The organism is Aquimarina mycalae, from assembly GCF_029906345.1.
GTDB lineage: Bacteria > Bacteroidota > Bacteroidia > Flavobacteriales > Flavobacteriaceae > Aquimarina.
In genome coordinates this window covers 1-16,661 of sequence record NZ_JARYGY010000013.1, presented here as the reverse complement: position 1 = coordinate 16,661, position 16,661 = coordinate 1, and the positions used below count along the sequence as shown (strand labels likewise).

Here is a 16,661-nt window from a genome sequence, read left to right as displayed (position 1 = left end):
ACACTTATACATTCTTTAATTTTCGGATAATAATTACCAATATTGGAATACTTAATAATACCAACCACCATAGATAGTTATTATCTGTTTTTAAAGGCATCATATTGCCAGAAATCATAAATCCTGACCAATAATATGGGTGCTTTAGCAATTCATCATCTACGGTTTCTAAATATTGAAGCTTAGCATCTCGCAATGCTTTATCCTTTGTAGATGAATTGCTTAGGTTTTTATAAAAATTACTCATCAGTTCTGATGTTGTCTGATCGTTAATTTTCCATAGTGTTGTCACTAAAGATTTCGCTCCTGCATAACTAAATCCTCTTGCCAAACTCAACATTCCTTCTCCTTTTTGAAGCTTTCCTAATCCAGTCTGACAAGCACTTAACGCAACTAAATCCGCATTAATAGCATATCCATAAAGGTCTTTAACATACAACAAGCTAGTTTCGGCAGTACTATCAACTGAAAATGCCAAATAAGAATAATCTGGAAATTGATCATTTGCTGCCGCATGTGTAGCAAAATGAAGAATATTATAAGCTGGAGAATATTCTGAAAAAGATGATAGCGAGGCATCATTACCTACAATTGCTTTTCCATTAAAATATTGAACAATATCACGTACTTCCTTTGTATTATATAACAATGGCCCAAAATCAGATCTTTCAGATTGAACGTCTGTAGAAACCTTACCAAAACTAGGCGCATATGCCAATAGCTGATTTTTACTTGTTTTTACCTTATTTTTTTGCTCCTTTAGCATTGTTACAGAATTTGCATAACAAATCTGATATTCCTTAATTAAATAATCCTGTGGAGTTTCGGATTTTGATAAAGCTTCAAAAGGCAAATAATTTAGTACGTCATCAGGAATAATAATCAGTTCTTTTGAGTCCAGTTCTTGTAATGGTATTTTTAATAATTGCTCATATATCAAATATCCCTCTGCATAAATTGCAGGCATATCTTCAACATCAATCTTGGACAACATCTCATAGAAATTTGCAATTCTATTTCTATCTTCTACAGCTAAGGGTATTTTATAAAATGCCTTCTTATCCTTTTGCAGTGTAACCAAAAACAAATTTGTATCCGTTGAGAAAAAACTCAGTAATGCTTTATTTTCTATAATTACAGAAGATGCATCTTCTAAACTGACTACCTCAGCATTATATTTTAAGTCATAATACTTTGGATAATTTTGTTCAATATCAGAGATAAAATCATAGTACTTATTCTTTAACTTGAATAATGAATCAAGAATCACTGTATTAGATTTCTTATTAAACATTTTTTTTTCTAAATGGATAATATTTGCCCTGTACTGTTGCTCTTTATCTATGATATCTTCGGGAATAGTTCCAAAAGAGCTTGCTTGTGCACTTCGGGTAGCTTCTAACAACAATATACTTTTGCTTTTTTCTATAAAATGAAACGCATCAGAGATATAATTGGCGTTATTGGTACTTATATAAAGATCATATGCCACTTCAACCATCTCATGAAATGCTGGATACATTTCTGAAATCAAGAACTGCTTATCTACTTTACTCTCAAACTCTGGTTTTAACAGATCGAGTGTATTTATAAGACTATATGAAGTTATAAGTGCTGTTTTAATATCCTCTATATCATTATTTTCTTGAAACAATAATCGCTGAGCTTCGAGTTTTTCTTTTAAAACTTTTATAAACTCCAACTTAGAAAACACCTTTATAGGATCTGGGTTTTTATCAATTTCTTTGCTTTCAAAATTTGGCGCCAATTGTATTAATGATTCTTGGTAAAAAGCTAAGGCCTTTTTAGCATTTCCTTTAGCCATATACAACCTTCCTAATCTAGCAAAAGCTTCTGCAACATCCTGATGTTTTTGATTTTGTCTATATTCTTTGATCTTAGACAGATACGATTGATACAAAACTTCTGCCTTATCAAATTGTGAATCTTTTAGATAAATATCGCCATACAAAAGCTCGGCAGATCTTTTAAAAGACTCATTTTCTGCATAGTATACTTCACTCTCTTTTAATGTATGAATTGCTCTCGCAATACTATCTTGAAGCAAATAATTCTGAGTTAAACGTTGATAGGTAGATAAGAGACTATTCTTTAACCTTGGATTATCTTTTTGTGCTTCATAAAACATTAAAGATTCATTAAGCAATGTATTCGCTTTTTCGAAGTCTTTTTCTTTTTCATACACTCGAGCATAACGCATGTTAGTATTTGCCACTTGACGACTTAAATCTATATCTGAATATTTTTTTGCAATTGACAATGTCTTTTCATGATATTCTTTAGAAAATTCAAGCTTTCCTATATTTTCATATATCGAAGCCATAAAAGAATATGACGAATTAAGTTCATAGATTTCATCTACAGTTATTTCTTGTTTCGGTATTTTTTCTAAATCATTTATCAGAAAAGTGATCCATCGAATAGATTCTGTATAATTTTTGATTTTATAAAAATATTGACCTTTTTCTAATAAGAATCTTCTTTTATATATGGTACCATATAATATAGTATCAAGCCTAGAATTATTACCAATAAGCCTCTCGAATCTATCTAAATTTCTTTTAAGAGAATCCAGATCAAAATGATATGCATTCGCTTTTGTTAAATATGGTAACACGTTCAATTTACCGTCTAGATAATCAATATTTTCAGCAATCTGATAACTTTTATTAAGATAATAATATGCACTATCCTTTTGAGAATACAAGAAAGATCCACCTTTATTTAAAAAAAAGTCAAAATCAATTAAATCATTCTCATTTTGAGAAAACCCTATTAAAAACATAAATAGGGTCATGGTTACTACAATATTTTTCATAAAAAAAGCCCTCAAGTGATTGAGAGCTAATTTAATTAATTATTTATGAAGGAAGCTATAAGTTAATACTCCCACCTAACGAATAAGTTACATTATCATTTATTGGTTCAAAGAACTTAGTGATCTGTATCGTCACATTTCCTTGGAAATCAATCGTGTCACCAATAGAAATCACTTGTAATCCTGTGTCTTCAAAATCTGTAAGATTTCCAAATTCAGCAAGGACTTCCTGATTTTCTGAGAACACGGTTACCGCAAAACCTTCAGAATTACCTAATAAAAGAACTTGAATCAACTGAGAAAAATTGATACGATCTTCACAACTACAAGGAAGTGGCGGTGGCGGCACTGGTGGTAATCTTGGAACTCTAGGTCTAATACCAATATTCTCAAGTCCTTCATCAATTTGCCCGTTCAGAAAAGTAATTTGAGCCGTATTTGTATTACGTCGTTCTTCTAATTCTGCTAATTGCGCTTGCAAATCCTGATTATTAGGATCATTAGCTAAATCTTCTTCAACAGATGCTATGTCTGCTGCGATTAGATCATCTTGTCTACTTAGATACAGTAAATGAAGATCTTGTTCTAAGAATATTCCAGTTTCTTCGGCATCAGGAATAACAATGTCATCAACATCATCATCACTACATCCTAATAAAGCAACAAAAAATAATAATGTTGCAAGTACTTTAATTGTTTTCATGTGAATTATTGTTTTGGTTTTTTTTGTTAGTGGAAATCAACATTAAAAAGTAAACATCTAATCATAAAAATAAGGAAATTTATTTTCTAAGATCTTTCGCTACTTTTTCTAACTCCATATACCAATCTTCACCAAACTTACGAACCAATGCCTGTTTTACAAATTTATATACTGGGACTTGTAGCTCTTTTCCTAATGTACAAGCATCATCACATATTTCCCATTTATGATAGTTTACTGCAGAAAACTCAGTGTAATCCTGTACTCTTACAGGATATAGATGACAGGATATGGGTTTTTTCCAATCTATTTCTCCCTGATTATATGCTTCTTCTATCGCACATTGCGCAGTTCCTTTTTCATCAAATATCACATATGCGCAATCCGCTCCGTCAATTAAGGGGGTTTCTAATTCTCCTTGTGGTGTAGTAATATAAGTTCCTTGTTTTTCAATTGCAGCGATACCTTCTTGTCTAAGATAAGGTTTGACGATATCATAGATTTCTTCAAGTTTTTGAGTTTCTAACTTCTCCAATGGAGCTCCCGCTTCGCCATCGATACAACAAGCTCCTTTGCAAGCAGAAAGATTACATACAAAATCTTTTTCTATGATATCTTCAGAAATTATGGTTTTTCCTAATTGAAACATAGTGCGAAGATAGTTTATATGAAAGATAAATTTTACTGATTATTTATCTTTTTATGCTACTTTTATAATGCTAAGTCTATGTACTTTTGCACTAACCATTAAAATCTTCTAAGAATGAACTTTAACTTAAAAGAGATTCTTACTGCCAGCATGATTCTTTTTGCTGTAATTGATATCGTAGGCAGTATCCCTATTATTATTGATTTACGTAAAAAAGTAGGGCATATCCAAAGCGAAAAAGCTTCTATTGTAGCCGCAATATTAATGATCCTATTCTTATTTGTAGGTAAAGAGATCCTTAACCTTATTGGTATTGATGTTAACTCGTTTGCGGTGGCAGGTGCTTTTATCATATTCTTTTTAGCCTTGGAAATGATTTTAGGAATTCAACTATACAAAGATGATGAACCAGAAACTGCTGCGGTGGTACCATTAGCATTTCCTTTGATTGCTGGAGCAGGTACTATGACTTCTATTTTATCACTTAGAGCAGAATACCAACCCATAAATATTGTTATCGCTATCGTTATCAATATTATATTTGTATACATCGTTCTTAAAGCTTCTGGGAAAATAGAAAAAGTACTAGGTAAACAAGGAATTAATGTAATCCGTAAGATATTTGGTGTAATTTTGCTCGCAATTGCCGTAAAACTCTTTGCAACTAATATTAAAGGTCTTTTTTAATGAAATATTTTATTTACCTCCTAATTACTATAGCATCTGCTTTAATCATATATAACACCACTATTTTGGATTTTAATCATATTCTAAAAGGAGATAGCAAAACTGCCCTCATTAGTATATTAATCTCTGCTTGTGTTATTATTTTATTATTGATTTTATTGGTTTCCAGAGCTATTCAAAATAAACAAAGAAAAAGGTAAGAAATTAGTTGTCATGCCAACTATCTAATCTATAAGCGGTATTAGAAAGCAGGCTATAATCACTGGTGGCAAAGATATCACTGCTAAAATCATAAAAAGATTGTGTAATTTTCTGAATACTATTGCTTTTTTTAGTGATTTTTTCAGCTTTATATCCTCGGTATTTTCGATATGCTCTCTTATTAAATCACCTGAGACGTATGAAGAATCTACTAAAATTTCATTATCTAAAAACAACGAAGCACTATTGTCCAACAATCTAAATGCTACCGCAACTATAAAGAAAAAAAGCGGAGAGCAAATAGCTATTGCTACTAGATATTCTGTGAATTCTGACATACTTTAGGGCTTGTAGGCTTTCATTATGTATTCTTAGTCACCAAAAAATACATTACTAATTATCCCTAATATTAAGAATATTAATGAAAATATCATAAGAAAATCGTGAGATCTTCTTAGTAAAAGCACTCTTTTTAACGATTTAACAAATATTGTATCGTTTTCAGTATTTTTAATTTGTTTTTTAATCATAGATTTCGACACATAAGAAGATTCCACAAAAATCTTATTTTTCAGAAAAAGAGATGCGCTATTATCTAAAAGTCTCAATAAAATCCCTGTTAAAAAGAAAAGAAAAGCAAAACCTAATATTGGTGTCGTTTTTATGATATAAAGAAACATATATTCGTTTTTATAATCTATTGAGATAAGGATAAAACTTTTTGGATCATTTTATCATCCTTATTAATAATTTTCTCGAAAGCGCTTGTCCCGAATAACTGTTGTGCCATAATAGCCTTTAAATATTTCTTTAATTGCTCTCTATAGTTCTCTAAACTGATATCAACTCCTCTTTTTCTTGTATATACAAGAAAACCATCTGCAAAATCATCATCGATATCTACTTCAGCTTTAAATTGTTCTTGAGTTAGTTTATTATAAAAGTCTCTTTTCTTATCAAGTTCTTCGAATATATAACCTCCCATACGTCCCGATCGAAGCATATAATCTAATGTTTCTCCAACTCTGGTCGTATCTTTACTCACAAAAATATCTGGTATAATTCCTCCTCCTCCATATACAATTTTACCTCCTGGTGTTTTAAATTTCAGCGAATCTGCAACCTGAATACTATCAGCATTTTGCAATTCTCCATTTTTATAACGCTCTAAATATTCATTAAAATATTCTTTGTTACCATTACTATACGATTTCTGAATTGACCTACCTGTTGGCGTGTAATATCTTGAGATTGTAAGTCGGATAGCACTTCCGTCTCCTAGAGCCATTTCTCTTTGGACCAAGCCTTTTCCATAAGACCGTCTTCCCATTATGGTACCTCTATCATTATCTTGTATGGCTCCTGCAAAAATTTCACTTGCCGATGCAGAATTTTCATTAATTAACACGAATACTTCACCTTCTTCGAAACTTCCATTACGTGTAGCATAATTATTTTCAATAGCTCCTTTTTTGTTCTTAGTAAACATAATGAGCGCGTCATTCTTCAAAAACTCATCTGCCATTTTTAGCGCAGGAGCTATAAAGCCACCTCCATTGTCTCTAAGATCGACAACTAAACTTTTAGCACCCATATCTAATAAAGAATCTAATGCATTTTTAAATTCTTTATAGGTTGTTTCTGCAAAACGATTCACTTTTATATACCCTAAGTTTTCTTTCAGCATATAACTTGCATCAACGCTTCTTAGCGGTACTCTTCCTCGCTTTACAACTACATCAAATACTCCAGTACCTTTTCTATATACCTTTAACTGAACCTGAGAATTTAATTCTCCTTTCAGCTTATCTGCCAATCTATCTCTTCTAAGTCGTTTACCAAAAAGTGTATCCTGATCTGCCATAAGTATCCGATCTCCTGCCAGAATTCCAGAGCGTTCGCTGGGTCCGCCTTTTATAGTATGTATCACAGAAATAGTATCTCTATAAGGGTAATAACTTACGCCAATACCTATAAAATCCCCTTGCATGCTTTCTGTAATCCCTTCTAACTCTTCTGGTGGAATATATACAGAATGAGGATCCAGATTTTCAAGAATTCTGTTCACCGTAACATCCACGATACTATCCGTATTAATTTCGTCTACATACTCATAATCTATATAGTCAATAAGACGGTTTAATTTTTCCTTTTTAGCATTATAAGAAAACAACTTGGCTGATGGGTTGCTAAAATCGAGTTTACTTCCTAAAAAAACTCCAGCTCCCATCGCCAACCCAATAAATAATGGCAAGTATTTTTTTGAATAACTCATCAATCGTCTAAATCATTAATCTTTTCTATTTCTACTCCAGCTTTTTCTAAAAATCTAAGCCCAGAATCATCTTTATACCCTGTTTGGTATACAATTCTTTTAATTCCTGCCTGATGAATTAGTTTACTACATTCTTTGCAAGGCGACAGTGTTATATATAACGTAGATCCCTTACAAGATTGTGTAGAAGCAGCAACTTTAGAAATTGCATTTGCCTCTGCGTGCAGCACATACCACTTTGTATACCCTTCTTCATCTTCACAAGGATTTTCAAAACCAGAAGGAGTTCCATTAAATCCATCAGAAATAATCATTCTATCTTTAACAATAACCGCACCAACTTTTTTCCTTTCACAATGGGATAGTTTCCCCCATTCTCTTGCTATCCTAAGATAAGCTTTATCATATTTTAGTTGCTTTTTTTTTGGCATATAATATAGTTGGATAGTAATTGTACTTATTAAAATACGAATATATTATGACTATGTGTCAAATACAACCCTTAGTGACAATTAATTACCATATTTTATTTGCAATTATCATTGGGATCACCATACCAATTACTACCGAAGAAATCACCAATATCCAATCTCTTTTAGAAAATCTAAATATTGTTTGAATGATAAAACTAACTATAAGAACTATGGATACTACTATAAGTTGAGCCAGTTCAATTCCTAATGCAAATTCAATTAAAGGTAGAATTTTAGCACTAACATTACTGCTAACAGCATTAAAAAAACTAGAAAACCCTAGTCCATGAATTAATCCAAAGAAAATTGTAGTAGCATATAAAACTCCTATTTTATTTTTCCCAGTTGTTTTGCCTGCTGTAAACACATTAAATATTGCTCCAGCAAGAATGGTAATAGGAATCAAAAACTCTACTAATCTTGAGTTTACAGAAACCACATCATACACCGCCAAAAACAACGATGTAGTATGTCCTAAAGTAAATAATGTTACCAGTAAGAGAATTCTTTTCCAGTTATCAAAAGTATATGCAACAGTTAATACTATCAAAAAAAGAATATGATCATAAGCTTGCCAATCCAATACATGATTTAGACCAAGCTTTATATAAAGCCAAAATTCTGACATAATTTTAGGGTTATTTTGCTGCTGTCTAATGTACAATTAAAAAGAAGAATCTAGAAGTTTTGTAGGAACTCTTATAAAAAATTTAGGATAACATCGCTTTTTAGAGAGTCAAATGGTCATTTGTCGATTTTTTAAGATTCTTAAAAAGGACCAACACATATCGAAGTTATAAATTCTTAATTTTAAGCAATACAAATCTTTAATAAAAAAATTAAGACAAATGGATATTCAAAAATGGTTGGATAAAGGCGTAGATTTCTTAGTAGATTTTGGCCCTAAAGTTATAGGAGCTATTCTTATATGGATTATTGGTTCCTGGATTATCAAAAAAATGATGAAAGGAATTTCGAAACTTATGACAGCTCGAAATTATGATGAAAGCCTACAGAAATTTCTAACTAATTTACTTGGTTGGATTCTAAAAATAGTATTGATTTTAGCTGTATTAGGTACTGTTGGTGTAGAGACCACTTCTTTTGCAGCCATTCTTGCTGCAGCGGGTCTTGCAGTTGGTTTGGCACTACAAGGTTCTCTTGCAAATTTTGCTGGTGGTGTATTAATCATGATTTTTAAACCCTTTAAAATTGGAGACTTAATAGAAGCGCAAGGTGTTCTAGGAGTAGTAAAAGAAATTGAAATTTTCACTACAAAATTATCCACTCCAGAAAATAAAGAAGCTATTGTACCCAACGGAACCTTGTCTAATGGAAATATTATCAATTACACTTCTCAAGGAACCCTAAGAGTTGATTTGAATATCGGAATAGGATATGGTGATGATATGAAAAAAGCCAAAGATGTCGTAATGAAAGTATTAACCGACAATCCCAAAGTATTAAAAGACCCTGCTCCTACTGTTGCAGTAAGTGAATTGGGTGACAATGCTGTTAATCTTGTCGTTAGACCTTTTGCTACTGTAGAAGATTATTGGGATGTATACTTTGGGGCATTGGAAGATGCTAAAAATGCATTAGACACTGCAGGGATTTCAATTCCTTATCCACAAAGAGATGTACATATTCATAATGTGAAATAACACTAGAATTTTTAGTGTGTGGTTTATAGTTAATTATCTAAAAACGATCACAACCCGAACTCTAGGATTAAAAAAAGCCCTTAGAAACGATTGTTTCTAAGGGCTTTTTAGTACTCAAGGTGGGAATCGAACCCACACTCCCGAAAGAACTGGATTTTGAATCCAGCGCGTCTACCAATTCCGCCACTTGAGCATTTTTAATTGAATTGGACGGCAAAATTAAAAAAATATTTCATCACATCCATTAAATAAGTAATAAAATAAGAGTAAGAGTAGAAATAAATTTTTAAATTTGCACCTTGTTTTTAAAAAATAAGTTTTAACTCATTACAAAACAACATTTTACCCTATGCCTAATTCAATTACAGAAGCAAAATTTTTTGCATGTAACCAAAGTACCGTGCTTGCAGAGAAAATCGTACAAGCATATGGGGCAAAATTAGGTAATGTAATTACATCTACCTATAGTGATGGTGAATTTCAACCTTCTTTTGAAGAGTCTGTAAGAGGATCCAGAGTTTTTATTATAGGTTCTACACATCCTAGTTCTGATCATTTAATGGAAATGTTGCTAATGCTAGATGCTGCTAAAAGAGCATCTGCAAGACATATTACAGCCGTATTACCGTATTATGGATGGGCTCGTCAGGACAGAAAAGATAAACCAAGAGTTCCTATTGCAGCAAAATTGATTGCTAAAATGCTAGAAACTGCTGGAGCAACAAGAATTATAACCATGGATTTACATGCAGATCAGATTCAAGGATTCTTTGAGAAACCTGTAGATCATTTATTTGCATCCACGATATTTTTACCATACTTACAATCCTTAAACCTTGACAACCTTACAATAGCATCACCGGATATGGGTGGTTCTAAAAGAGCATACGCATATTCAAAGGCTTTAAGAAGTGATGTAGTAATTTGTTACAAACAACGTGCTAAGGCCAATGTAATTTCTCATATGGAATTGATTGGAGATGTTACTGGTAAAAATGTAGTATTAGTAGATGATATGGTGGATACCGCTGGAACATTAACTAAGGCTGCAGATCTTATGATCGAGAGAGGTGCAAAAAGCGTAAGAGCTATTTGTACACATCCTATTCTTTCTGGTTCTGCATACGAACGATTAGAAAACTCTAAATTAGAAGAGTTGATCGTAACTGATTCAATTCCTTTAAAACAAGAAAGTAGTAAAATTAGAGTAATTACTTGTGCTGATTTATTTGCAGACGTTATGAATAGAGTTCATAACAACGAATCTATCAGTTCTAAATTTATAATGTAAATTAATAACTATTAATATATTTTAAAATGAAGTCATTAACAATCAATGCATCTCAAAGAGAAAGCGTAGGCAAGAAAGCAACAAAAGCACTACGTAATGCTGGACAGGTACCTTGTGTTATTTACGGTGGAGACACTATTGTACACTTTGGAGCTCCAGAAATTGCTTTCAAAGATTTAGTATACACTCCAGACGTTCATACCGTGGTAATAGCGTTGGATAATGGTACAAAAATAAATGCTATCCTACAGGATATTCAATTTCATCCTGTAACTGATAGAATCTTACATATTGATTTTGTCGAGATTTTTGACGATAAGCCAATCACTGTAGATTTACCTTTTAGAACTACTGGAAACTCTCGTGGAGTTCGTAATGGTGGTGTGTTACGTTACAACCTTAGACGTATCAAAGTAAAAGGTTTTGCTTCTAAATTACCAGATTTAATCGAAGGAGATATCACTGAACTTAAAATTGGAAACAAATTATATGTTACAGATGTAGCAAGTGAAGATTTTACAATCCTACACCCTGATAACACTGTAATCTGTATGGTTAAAACTTCTCGTACTGCTGTCGAAGACGATGACGAAGAAGAAGAAACAGAAGGAGAAGCACCAGCTGCTGAAGCACCAGCTGCCGAAGCTTAATCTTTTTTTAAGTAAAAAAACAATCAAAAAGCATTCTGAGTATTTTTTCAGAGTGCTTTTTTTATTTTTACATAAAATTAAGCATACAATGTTTTCTGTACTGAGAAGAATATTTTCAAAACACCCTCAAAATGTTAAAAAAGAAACTCAAGAAGATCTTATGAAAAAATTTCTTGTTGTAGGCCTTGGCAACATAGGACCTAAATATCATAATACACGTCATAACATTGGATTTAGAATTCTAGATGCATTGGTCAAAGAGGAGTCGTTAAGTTTTGAAACCGAAAAATTAGGTGATCTAACTACTTATAAGTTTAAAGGACGAACAATACTCTTATTGAAACCCAGTACTTATATGAATCTTAGTGGAAAAGCAGTACGATACTGGTTAGCAAAAGAGAAAGTCCCTATTGAAAACCTCTTGGTTGTAACCGATGATATCAATCTTTCTTTTGGTACAATTAGAGTAAAAGCTAAAGGAAGTGCTGGCGGACATAATGGTCTAAAAGATATTGAAGCTCAGCTTAACACCTCGAAGTATACAAGGTTTAGATTTGGTGTTGGAGCAGAATTTAACAAAGGCAGACAAGTAGATTATGTACTAGGAGAATGGAATGCAGAAGAAGAAGCTGCAATGCCTGAACGATTAGATAAAGGAATTGCACTTATTAAATCCTTTGCTACAGCCGGATTAGCAAACACCATGAACACCTTTAACGGAAAATAAGTAGTAGTTCTCACAACATTTCATTAATTTTATATTGAATAACCTATAAATACGCAAAACTACATAGTAAACCGTAACATAAATCTTAATCTAGCGTAATGATTTTATCAAAAATCAGTCTACTTAACATGAGATACACCAACACCAACACAAACATCAACAATCATAGTGTACTATAATCAATCCCTTCTAACTAATTGAAAACAAATAAAAATGAACGGATGAAACGTTATACAGACGCTAAAACATACGATAATAAAATACCATCAGTAGTGACCATCGGGACTTTTGATGGAGTCCATATTGGGCACAAAAAAATAATTGAACGATTAGTCGAAGCGGCACACCGAAACCATCTGGAATCTGTGATTCTTACTTTTTTTCCGCATCCGAGAATGGTACTACAAAAAGACACTAGTATCAAACTTATCAATACCATTGAAGAACGTATTCAAATACTTGAAAAAACTGGTCTGGACAGCCTTGTCATTCATCCGTTTACTAAAGAATTCTCTCGTTTATCGGCAGGAGAATATGTAGAGCAGATGCTAGTTGATAAACTCAATGTACGTCATGTTATTATAGGCTATGATCATCGTTTTGGGCGTAATCGCAACTCTAATATCACAGATCTTGCCTCTTACGGTATACAAAATGACTTTACGGTTGAGGAAATTATCAAACAAGATGTGGATGATGTAGCCGTAAGCTCTACCAAAATACGTGAAGCTTTGCTTGATGGAAATATTGGAAAAGCAAACAAATATCTGGGGTATAATTTTATGCTCACAGGTAAGATTGTAAAAGGAAAAGAATTAGGGCGAAAACTACAGTATCCTACAGCTAATTTACATATCGAAGAAGATTATAAACTTATCCCTAAAAAAGGAGTCTATATTGTAAAATCACAGATTAATAGCAAAACTTATTTTGGGATGATGAATATTGGTAACAATCCTACGGTAAATGGAACATCTCAAACCATAGAGACTCATTTCTTTGATGCCTCTTTTAATTTATATGAAAAAAAGATTCAGATCGAAATGCTGAAGCGTATTCGTGATGAGAAAAAATTTGACTCTGTCGAAGATTTAAAAAACGCCATGCAGGAAGATGAAGATTTTTCAAGAGATTATATAAATTCTATGGTATGATCAATCGTTGGTTATTTACTCAAATAGATAATAGTGCGCTTATTATTTTTAGGGTCTTTTTTGGATTTTTAATTACAGCAGAATCCTTTGGAGCTATTCTTACGGGATGGGTTAAACGAACACTGGTAGATCCTCAATTCACATTTAATTTTATTGGTTTAGATTTCCTGCAACCACTTCCTGGAAATGGAATGTATTTCTATTTTGCCTTGATGGGTATTTTAGGAATCATGATTATGATTGGTTTCAAATATCGCTGGAGTATGATAGGATATACTATCCTGTGGGCAGGTGTGTATTATATGCAAAAAGCATCTTACAACAATCATTATTATTTATTACTCCTATTATGTATTCTGATGAGTACACTTCCTGCGGGTAACTATTTTTCTATAGATGTAAAACGAAATCCTGCATTGCGAAAAATAGCAATGCCTCGATGGTGTCTCTTGATTATTATTGTTCAGCTATGGATAGTATACACCTATGCTTCTGTAGCAAAATTATATCCAGATTGGCTGGATTATACTGTGGCTAAAAATCTGATGGCTTCCAGAGCAAATTATCCTATTGTGGGTGAATTATTGCAACAACATTGGATTCATATTTGTATTACTTATTTTGGAATTTTATTTGACCTACTCATCATTCCATTGTTATTGTGGCGCAGAACCCGAGTTGCCGCATTTTGCATTAGTATCTTTTTCCATTTATTCAACTCTATTGTGTTTCAGATTGGGATCTTCCCATATATGTCTTTAGCGTTTAGTGTGTTTTTCTTTTCTAAAGAAAGAATGCATCACCTTTTTATGCGCAAAAAGGAGTTTTATAATGCGCAAGAAGTAATTGTTCCATCCTATAAACGGTTTTTAATTCCTGCATTTGTCATATGGTTTGTAATCCAACTTGGGTTGCCATTACGCCATTGGGTAATTCCAGGAGATGTATTATGGACAGAAGAAGGCCATAAATTAAGCTGGAGAATGATGCTGAGAGGAAGATCAGGATACACAAATTTTTATATTATTGACAAAAATGATCCTGATGCAAAACGAACTCGAGTAGATAAAAATAAATACCTTTCAAAAAAACAACTTCGATTGGTATCTACAAAACCAGATGCGATGTGGCAGTTTGCACAAAGACTTAAAGAAGAATACAAAACTAAAGGAAAAGATATTTCCATATTTGTAAAAAGTAAGGTTTCCATAAATGGTAAAAAACAGAAAGTTCTTATTGATCCTGAGGCAGATTTAGCCAACGTGGAGTGGAATTATTTTACCACAAATCCATGGGTGATTAAATACCCTGAAAAATAAAGAAATACAGATTCAAAAAATATCGTATGATGTTATGAATATAATTCCTACTACATATTTTTACGTATTTATAGTACTTATTTCATTTTCTATCAACGCTCAGGAAAAGAAAGATTGGTTCTCTTTCTTTGGTGAAATTCCTAAGACTGTAGACACCCATTATTATCAGGACCTTAAGAACACTGAAGATTTTTTACAAAAGATAAAAATTATAGATACCATTGCTACTATTCATATTCAGGCAGGGAATACTGATTCTATACTATATTATGGCAACTTACTTAAAAACGAAATACTTGCTGAAAAAAACGAGTATTCTTTTCGTGATCTTTATCTTTCAAAATCTTATAATATTCTAGGAAAAGGAAAACTAGAAAAAGGGTTGTATGATGATGCGATGAAACATCACCTGGAAGGTATTGCTATCTCTCCTATTTCAAAAATGGGCAGCATGCACTACAGACACCAACTTGGATTAGGTCTGGTATATCTACACCAAAAAGAATATACTACTGCTCAATCCATATTCGAGAAATGCATAAAAGAAACTCGAGACAATAGTGTATTAATTATCGCAAAAAAACATCTCGCAGATACTTATTTTTTTAAACAAGATGCTACAAAAGCAAAATCTATTTATCTAGATGTATTAGATGGTTTACGCATTTATGAAAACAACAAAATCAGATTAGAAACTCAATTAAAATTAGGTAGAATTAATGTATTCGAAAACAATCTCGATCATGCATTGATATATTTTCGTTCTGTAAAAGAACTTGCCTTACAAAACCACTTCTATGATCTCTACATAGATGCTGTGATTCGTATGGGAATCGTCTATTATAATCAAGGGCATTTAGAAACCGCAGAGATGGTATTATCTTCTGCATATGTGAATTCTGTACAATGGAATAAACTTGAACTGCAGCGTGATGTAATTATGGTGTTGAAAGATCTAAAAGTTGCTGATAAGGATTACGAAAATGCATATAACCTAATGACACAATACCTATCCATTTCTAACCAGATTCTAACAAATCAGAATAAGGAAATTGTAAAGGAAATGGAGGTCAAATACCAAACATTACAAAAAGAAAAAGAAATACTATCCCTTAAAGAAGAACAACTTCTAAAAGAAAGTGAAATTAAGAGACAACGAACTATTAAAAAAGCTTTTTTGATAGGTTTTCTGGTGGTATTGCTTCCTGTAATAGCGTTACTATTTGTATACTTCCAGAAATTAAAGACACAAATAGAACTAAACAAATCTCAGAAAGAAGTAAATTCTCAAAGAGTTTATGGGCTCATAAAAAATCAAGAGCTTAATTTGGTTAAAGCAACGATGGATGGACAAAATATAGAACGTACACGTCTTGCAAGAGAATTACATGATAGTATTGGTGGAAACTTAGCCAGTATAAAATTGCAACTTTCTTCTCACACCAATGCCAACGAAAAGATACAGTCTAAAATACTCAATCAAATTGATGAAACATACCATCAGGTACGTGACTTATCACACAACCTTGCTTCCAAAAAATTTCATTTAATCCATATCCAGAAGAAAAGATCAATGAAATAGAAAACCCTTTAAAGGAAGAGTTGTTTAAAATCATTCAGGAATTATTAACCAACACCTTAAAACACGCTAAAGCTGATCAAATAGACATTTACCTTAATCAATACCAGACATCATTACAATTACTTTTTGAGGATAATGGTATTGGTTTTGACGCTAATAATATGACAGAAGGTATTGGTTTTAAAAATATAAGAAACAGATTGAATCCTTTATCAGGTACGTTGATGATCGATTCTACAAAAGACAGAGGCACACTGATTAATATAGAAATTCCAGCAGAATAATCAATACATCCTATATTGATTTTCTTAGAACGTTGGTAGCTGGAAATTCTTGCCAAACTGACCCACTTAATCCTGCGAAAGTGACCCATTGAATCCTATTTAAAGTGACCTGGGTATTCCTGTTTAAATTGACCCACCCCTAAAAAGAGCGTGTATTAAATAA

Annotated in this window: 17 protein-coding genes and 1 tRNA gene; 10 read left to right on the top strand and 8 right to left on the bottom strand. The window is 32.4% G+C overall.

From position 1 onward, the window contains the following. Nucleotides 1-4: 4 nt before the first annotated feature. From QBK95_RS22245 to QBK95_RS22235, 3 genes are all read right to left on the bottom strand, one after another. Nucleotides 5-2,839 (bottom strand): CHAT domain-containing protein, encoded by a 2,835-nt coding sequence (locus QBK95_RS22245; RefSeq protein WP_280936768.1) that lies wholly within the window; start codon nt 2,837-2,839, stop codon nt 5-7. 55 nt (nt 2,840-2,894) lie between these two features. Beyond that, nucleotides 2,895-3,542: a hypothetical protein gene (locus tag QBK95_RS22240; RefSeq protein ID WP_280936767.1), complete on the bottom strand. Its 648-nt coding sequence runs from the start codon at nt 3,540-3,542 to the stop codon at nt 2,895-2,897. 79 nt (nt 3,543-3,621) lie between these two features. Then, the gene (locus QBK95_RS22235; protein WP_280936766.1) at nt 3,622-4,191 is read right to left on the bottom strand and encodes a DUF3109 family protein; all 570 of its coding nucleotides are present in this window, start codon (nt 4,189-4,191) and stop codon (nt 3,622-3,624) included. 114 nt (nt 4,192-4,305) lie between these two features. Between QBK95_RS22235 and QBK95_RS22230 the strand changes: the two genes are divergently transcribed. Next, nucleotides 4,306-4,878 carry a MarC family protein gene (locus tag QBK95_RS22230; RefSeq protein WP_280936765.1) on the top strand — a complete coding sequence of 191 codons (573 nt, stop codon included), beginning with the start codon at nt 4,306-4,308 and terminating at the stop codon, nt 4,876-4,878. After that, nucleotides 4,878-5,078: a hypothetical protein gene (locus tag QBK95_RS22225; protein WP_280936764.1), complete on the top strand. Its 201-nt coding sequence runs from the start codon at nt 4,878-4,880 to the stop codon at nt 5,076-5,078. Before QBK95_RS22230 ends, QBK95_RS22225 begins: the two co-directional genes overlap by 1 nt. 24 nt (nt 5,079-5,102) lie before the next feature. Here the strand turns inward: QBK95_RS22225 and QBK95_RS22220 are convergent, their stop codons facing one another. The 4 genes from QBK95_RS22220 to QBK95_RS22205 all read right to left on the bottom strand — a co-directional run bounded on the left by QBK95_RS22220 (nt 5,103) and on the right by QBK95_RS22205 (nt 8,455). Next, nucleotides 5,103-5,417 (bottom strand): hypothetical protein, encoded by a 315-nt coding sequence (locus QBK95_RS22220; protein WP_280936763.1) that lies wholly within the window; start codon nt 5,415-5,417, stop codon nt 5,103-5,105. Between the two features lie 359 nt (nt 5,418-5,776). Continuing rightward, complete coding sequence (locus QBK95_RS22215; protein WP_280936762.1) at nt 5,777-7,354, bottom strand: S41 family peptidase; 1,578 nt, start codon at nt 7,352-7,354, stop codon at nt 5,777-5,779. Next, a complete protein-coding gene (locus tag QBK95_RS22210; protein ID WP_280936761.1) occupies nt 7,354-7,785 on the bottom strand; it encodes a deoxycytidylate deaminase in 432 nt (143 codons plus the stop codon). Before QBK95_RS22210 ends, QBK95_RS22215 begins: the two co-directional genes overlap by 1 nt. An 85-nt stretch (nt 7,786-7,870) precedes the next feature. Beyond that, nucleotides 7,871-8,455, bottom strand: a complete 585-nt coding sequence (locus QBK95_RS22205; protein ID WP_280936760.1) for a HupE/UreJ family protein — start codon at nt 8,453-8,455, stop codon at nt 7,871-7,873. Nucleotides 8,456-8,675: 220 nt separating this feature from the next. On the opposite strand from QBK95_RS22205, the gene QBK95_RS22200 reads away from it, so the two are divergent. Beyond that, complete coding sequence (locus tag QBK95_RS22200) at nt 8,676-9,491, top strand: mechanosensitive ion channel family protein (protein ID WP_280936759.1); 816 nt, start codon at nt 8,676-8,678, stop codon at nt 9,489-9,491. Nucleotides 9,492-9,602: 111 nt separating this feature from the next. Here QBK95_RS22200 and QBK95_RS22195 read toward each other — a convergent pair. Then, a tRNA-Leu gene (locus tag QBK95_RS22195) sits at nt 9,603-9,684 on the bottom strand. A gap of 156 nt (nt 9,685-9,840) precedes the next feature. On the opposite strand from QBK95_RS22195, the gene QBK95_RS22190 reads away from it, so the two are divergent. The 7 genes from QBK95_RS22190 (at nt 9,841) to QBK95_RS22160 (ending at nt 16,498) form a co-directional block, all read left to right on the top strand. Continuing rightward, nucleotides 9,841-10,782 (top strand): ribose-phosphate pyrophosphokinase, encoded by a 942-nt coding sequence (locus tag QBK95_RS22190; RefSeq protein WP_280936758.1) that lies wholly within the window; start codon nt 9,841-9,843, stop codon nt 10,780-10,782. A gap of 26 nt (nt 10,783-10,808) precedes the next feature. Then, the gene (locus QBK95_RS22185) at nt 10,809-11,432 is read left to right on the top strand and encodes a 50S ribosomal protein L25/general stress protein Ctc (RefSeq protein ID WP_280936757.1); all 624 of its coding nucleotides are present in this window, start codon (nt 10,809-10,811) and stop codon (nt 11,430-11,432) included. Nucleotides 11,433-11,520: 88 nt separating this feature from the next. After that, entirely contained in the window at nt 11,521-12,159 is a 639-nt protein-coding gene (gene pth / locus QBK95_RS22180) for an aminoacyl-tRNA hydrolase (RefSeq protein ID WP_280936756.1), read from the top strand. 221 nt (nt 12,160-12,380) lie between these two features. Then, on the top strand, nt 12,381-13,313 hold the full coding sequence (locus QBK95_RS22175; RefSeq protein WP_280936755.1) for a bifunctional riboflavin kinase/FAD synthetase: 933 nt from the start codon (nt 12,381-12,383) through the stop codon (nt 13,311-13,313). Beyond that, the gene (locus tag QBK95_RS22170; RefSeq protein WP_280936754.1) at nt 13,310-14,632 is read left to right on the top strand and encodes an HTTM domain-containing protein; all 1,323 of its coding nucleotides are present in this window, start codon (nt 13,310-13,312) and stop codon (nt 14,630-14,632) included. Before QBK95_RS22175 ends, QBK95_RS22170 begins: the two co-directional genes overlap by 4 nt. A gap of 34 nt (nt 14,633-14,666) precedes the next feature. Continuing rightward, nucleotides 14,667-16,214 (top strand): ATP-binding protein, encoded by a 1,548-nt coding sequence (locus QBK95_RS22165; protein ID WP_280936753.1) that lies wholly within the window; start codon nt 14,667-14,669, stop codon nt 16,212-16,214. Between the two features lie 20 nt (nt 16,215-16,234). Further along, on the top strand, nt 16,235-16,498 hold the full coding sequence (locus QBK95_RS22160; protein WP_280936752.1) for a sensor histidine kinase: 264 nt from the start codon (nt 16,235-16,237) through the stop codon (nt 16,496-16,498). Nucleotides 16,499-16,661: the final 163 nt, after the last annotated feature.

Coding starts and splice junctions, on each gene's coding strand:
- QBK95_RS22210 (WP_280936761.1), bottom strand. CDS start 7,785: ATGCCAAAAAAAAAGCAACTAAAATATGATAAAGCTTATCTTAGGATA.
- QBK95_RS22230 (WP_280936765.1), top strand. CDS start 4,306: ATGAACTTTAACTTAAAAGAGATTCTTACTGCCAGCATGATTCTTTTT.
- QBK95_RS22175 (WP_280936755.1), top strand. CDS start 12,381: ATGAAACGTTATACAGACGCTAAAACATACGATAATAAAATACCATCA.
- QBK95_RS22185 (WP_280936757.1), top strand. CDS start 10,809: ATGAAGTCATTAACAATCAATGCATCTCAAAGAGAAAGCGTAGGCAAG.
- QBK95_RS22225 (WP_280936764.1), top strand. CDS start 4,878: ATGAAATATTTTATTTACCTCCTAATTACTATAGCATCTGCTTTAATC.
- QBK95_RS22245 (WP_280936768.1), bottom strand. CDS start 2,839: ATGAAAAATATTGTAGTAACCATGACCCTATTTATGTTTTTAATAGGG.
- QBK95_RS22215 (WP_280936762.1), bottom strand. CDS start 7,354: ATGAGTTATTCAAAAAAATACTTGCCATTATTTATTGGGTTGGCGATG.
- QBK95_RS22190 (WP_280936758.1), top strand. CDS start 9,841: ATGCCTAATTCAATTACAGAAGCAAAATTTTTTGCATGTAACCAAAGT.
- pth (WP_280936756.1), top strand. CDS start 11,521: ATGTTTTCTGTACTGAGAAGAATATTTTCAAAACACCCTCAAAATGTT.
- QBK95_RS22200 (WP_280936759.1), top strand. CDS start 8,676: ATGGATATTCAAAAATGGTTGGATAAAGGCGTAGATTTCTTAGTAGAT.
- QBK95_RS22165 (WP_280936753.1), top strand. CDS start 14,667: ATGAATATAATTCCTACTACATATTTTTACGTATTTATAGTACTTATT.
- QBK95_RS22235 (WP_280936766.1), bottom strand. CDS start 4,191: ATGTTTCAATTAGGAAAAACCATAATTTCTGAAGATATCATAGAAAAA.
- QBK95_RS22220 (WP_280936763.1), bottom strand. CDS start 5,417: ATGTCAGAATTCACAGAATATCTAGTAGCAATAGCTATTTGCTCTCCG.
- QBK95_RS22205 (WP_280936760.1), bottom strand. CDS start 8,455: ATGTCAGAATTTTGGCTTTATATAAAGCTTGGTCTAAATCATGTATTG.
- QBK95_RS22170 (WP_280936754.1), top strand. CDS start 13,310: ATGATCAATCGTTGGTTATTTACTCAAATAGATAATAGTGCGCTTATT.
- QBK95_RS22240 (WP_280936767.1), bottom strand. CDS start 3,542: ATGAAAACAATTAAAGTACTTGCAACATTATTATTTTTTGTTGCTTTA.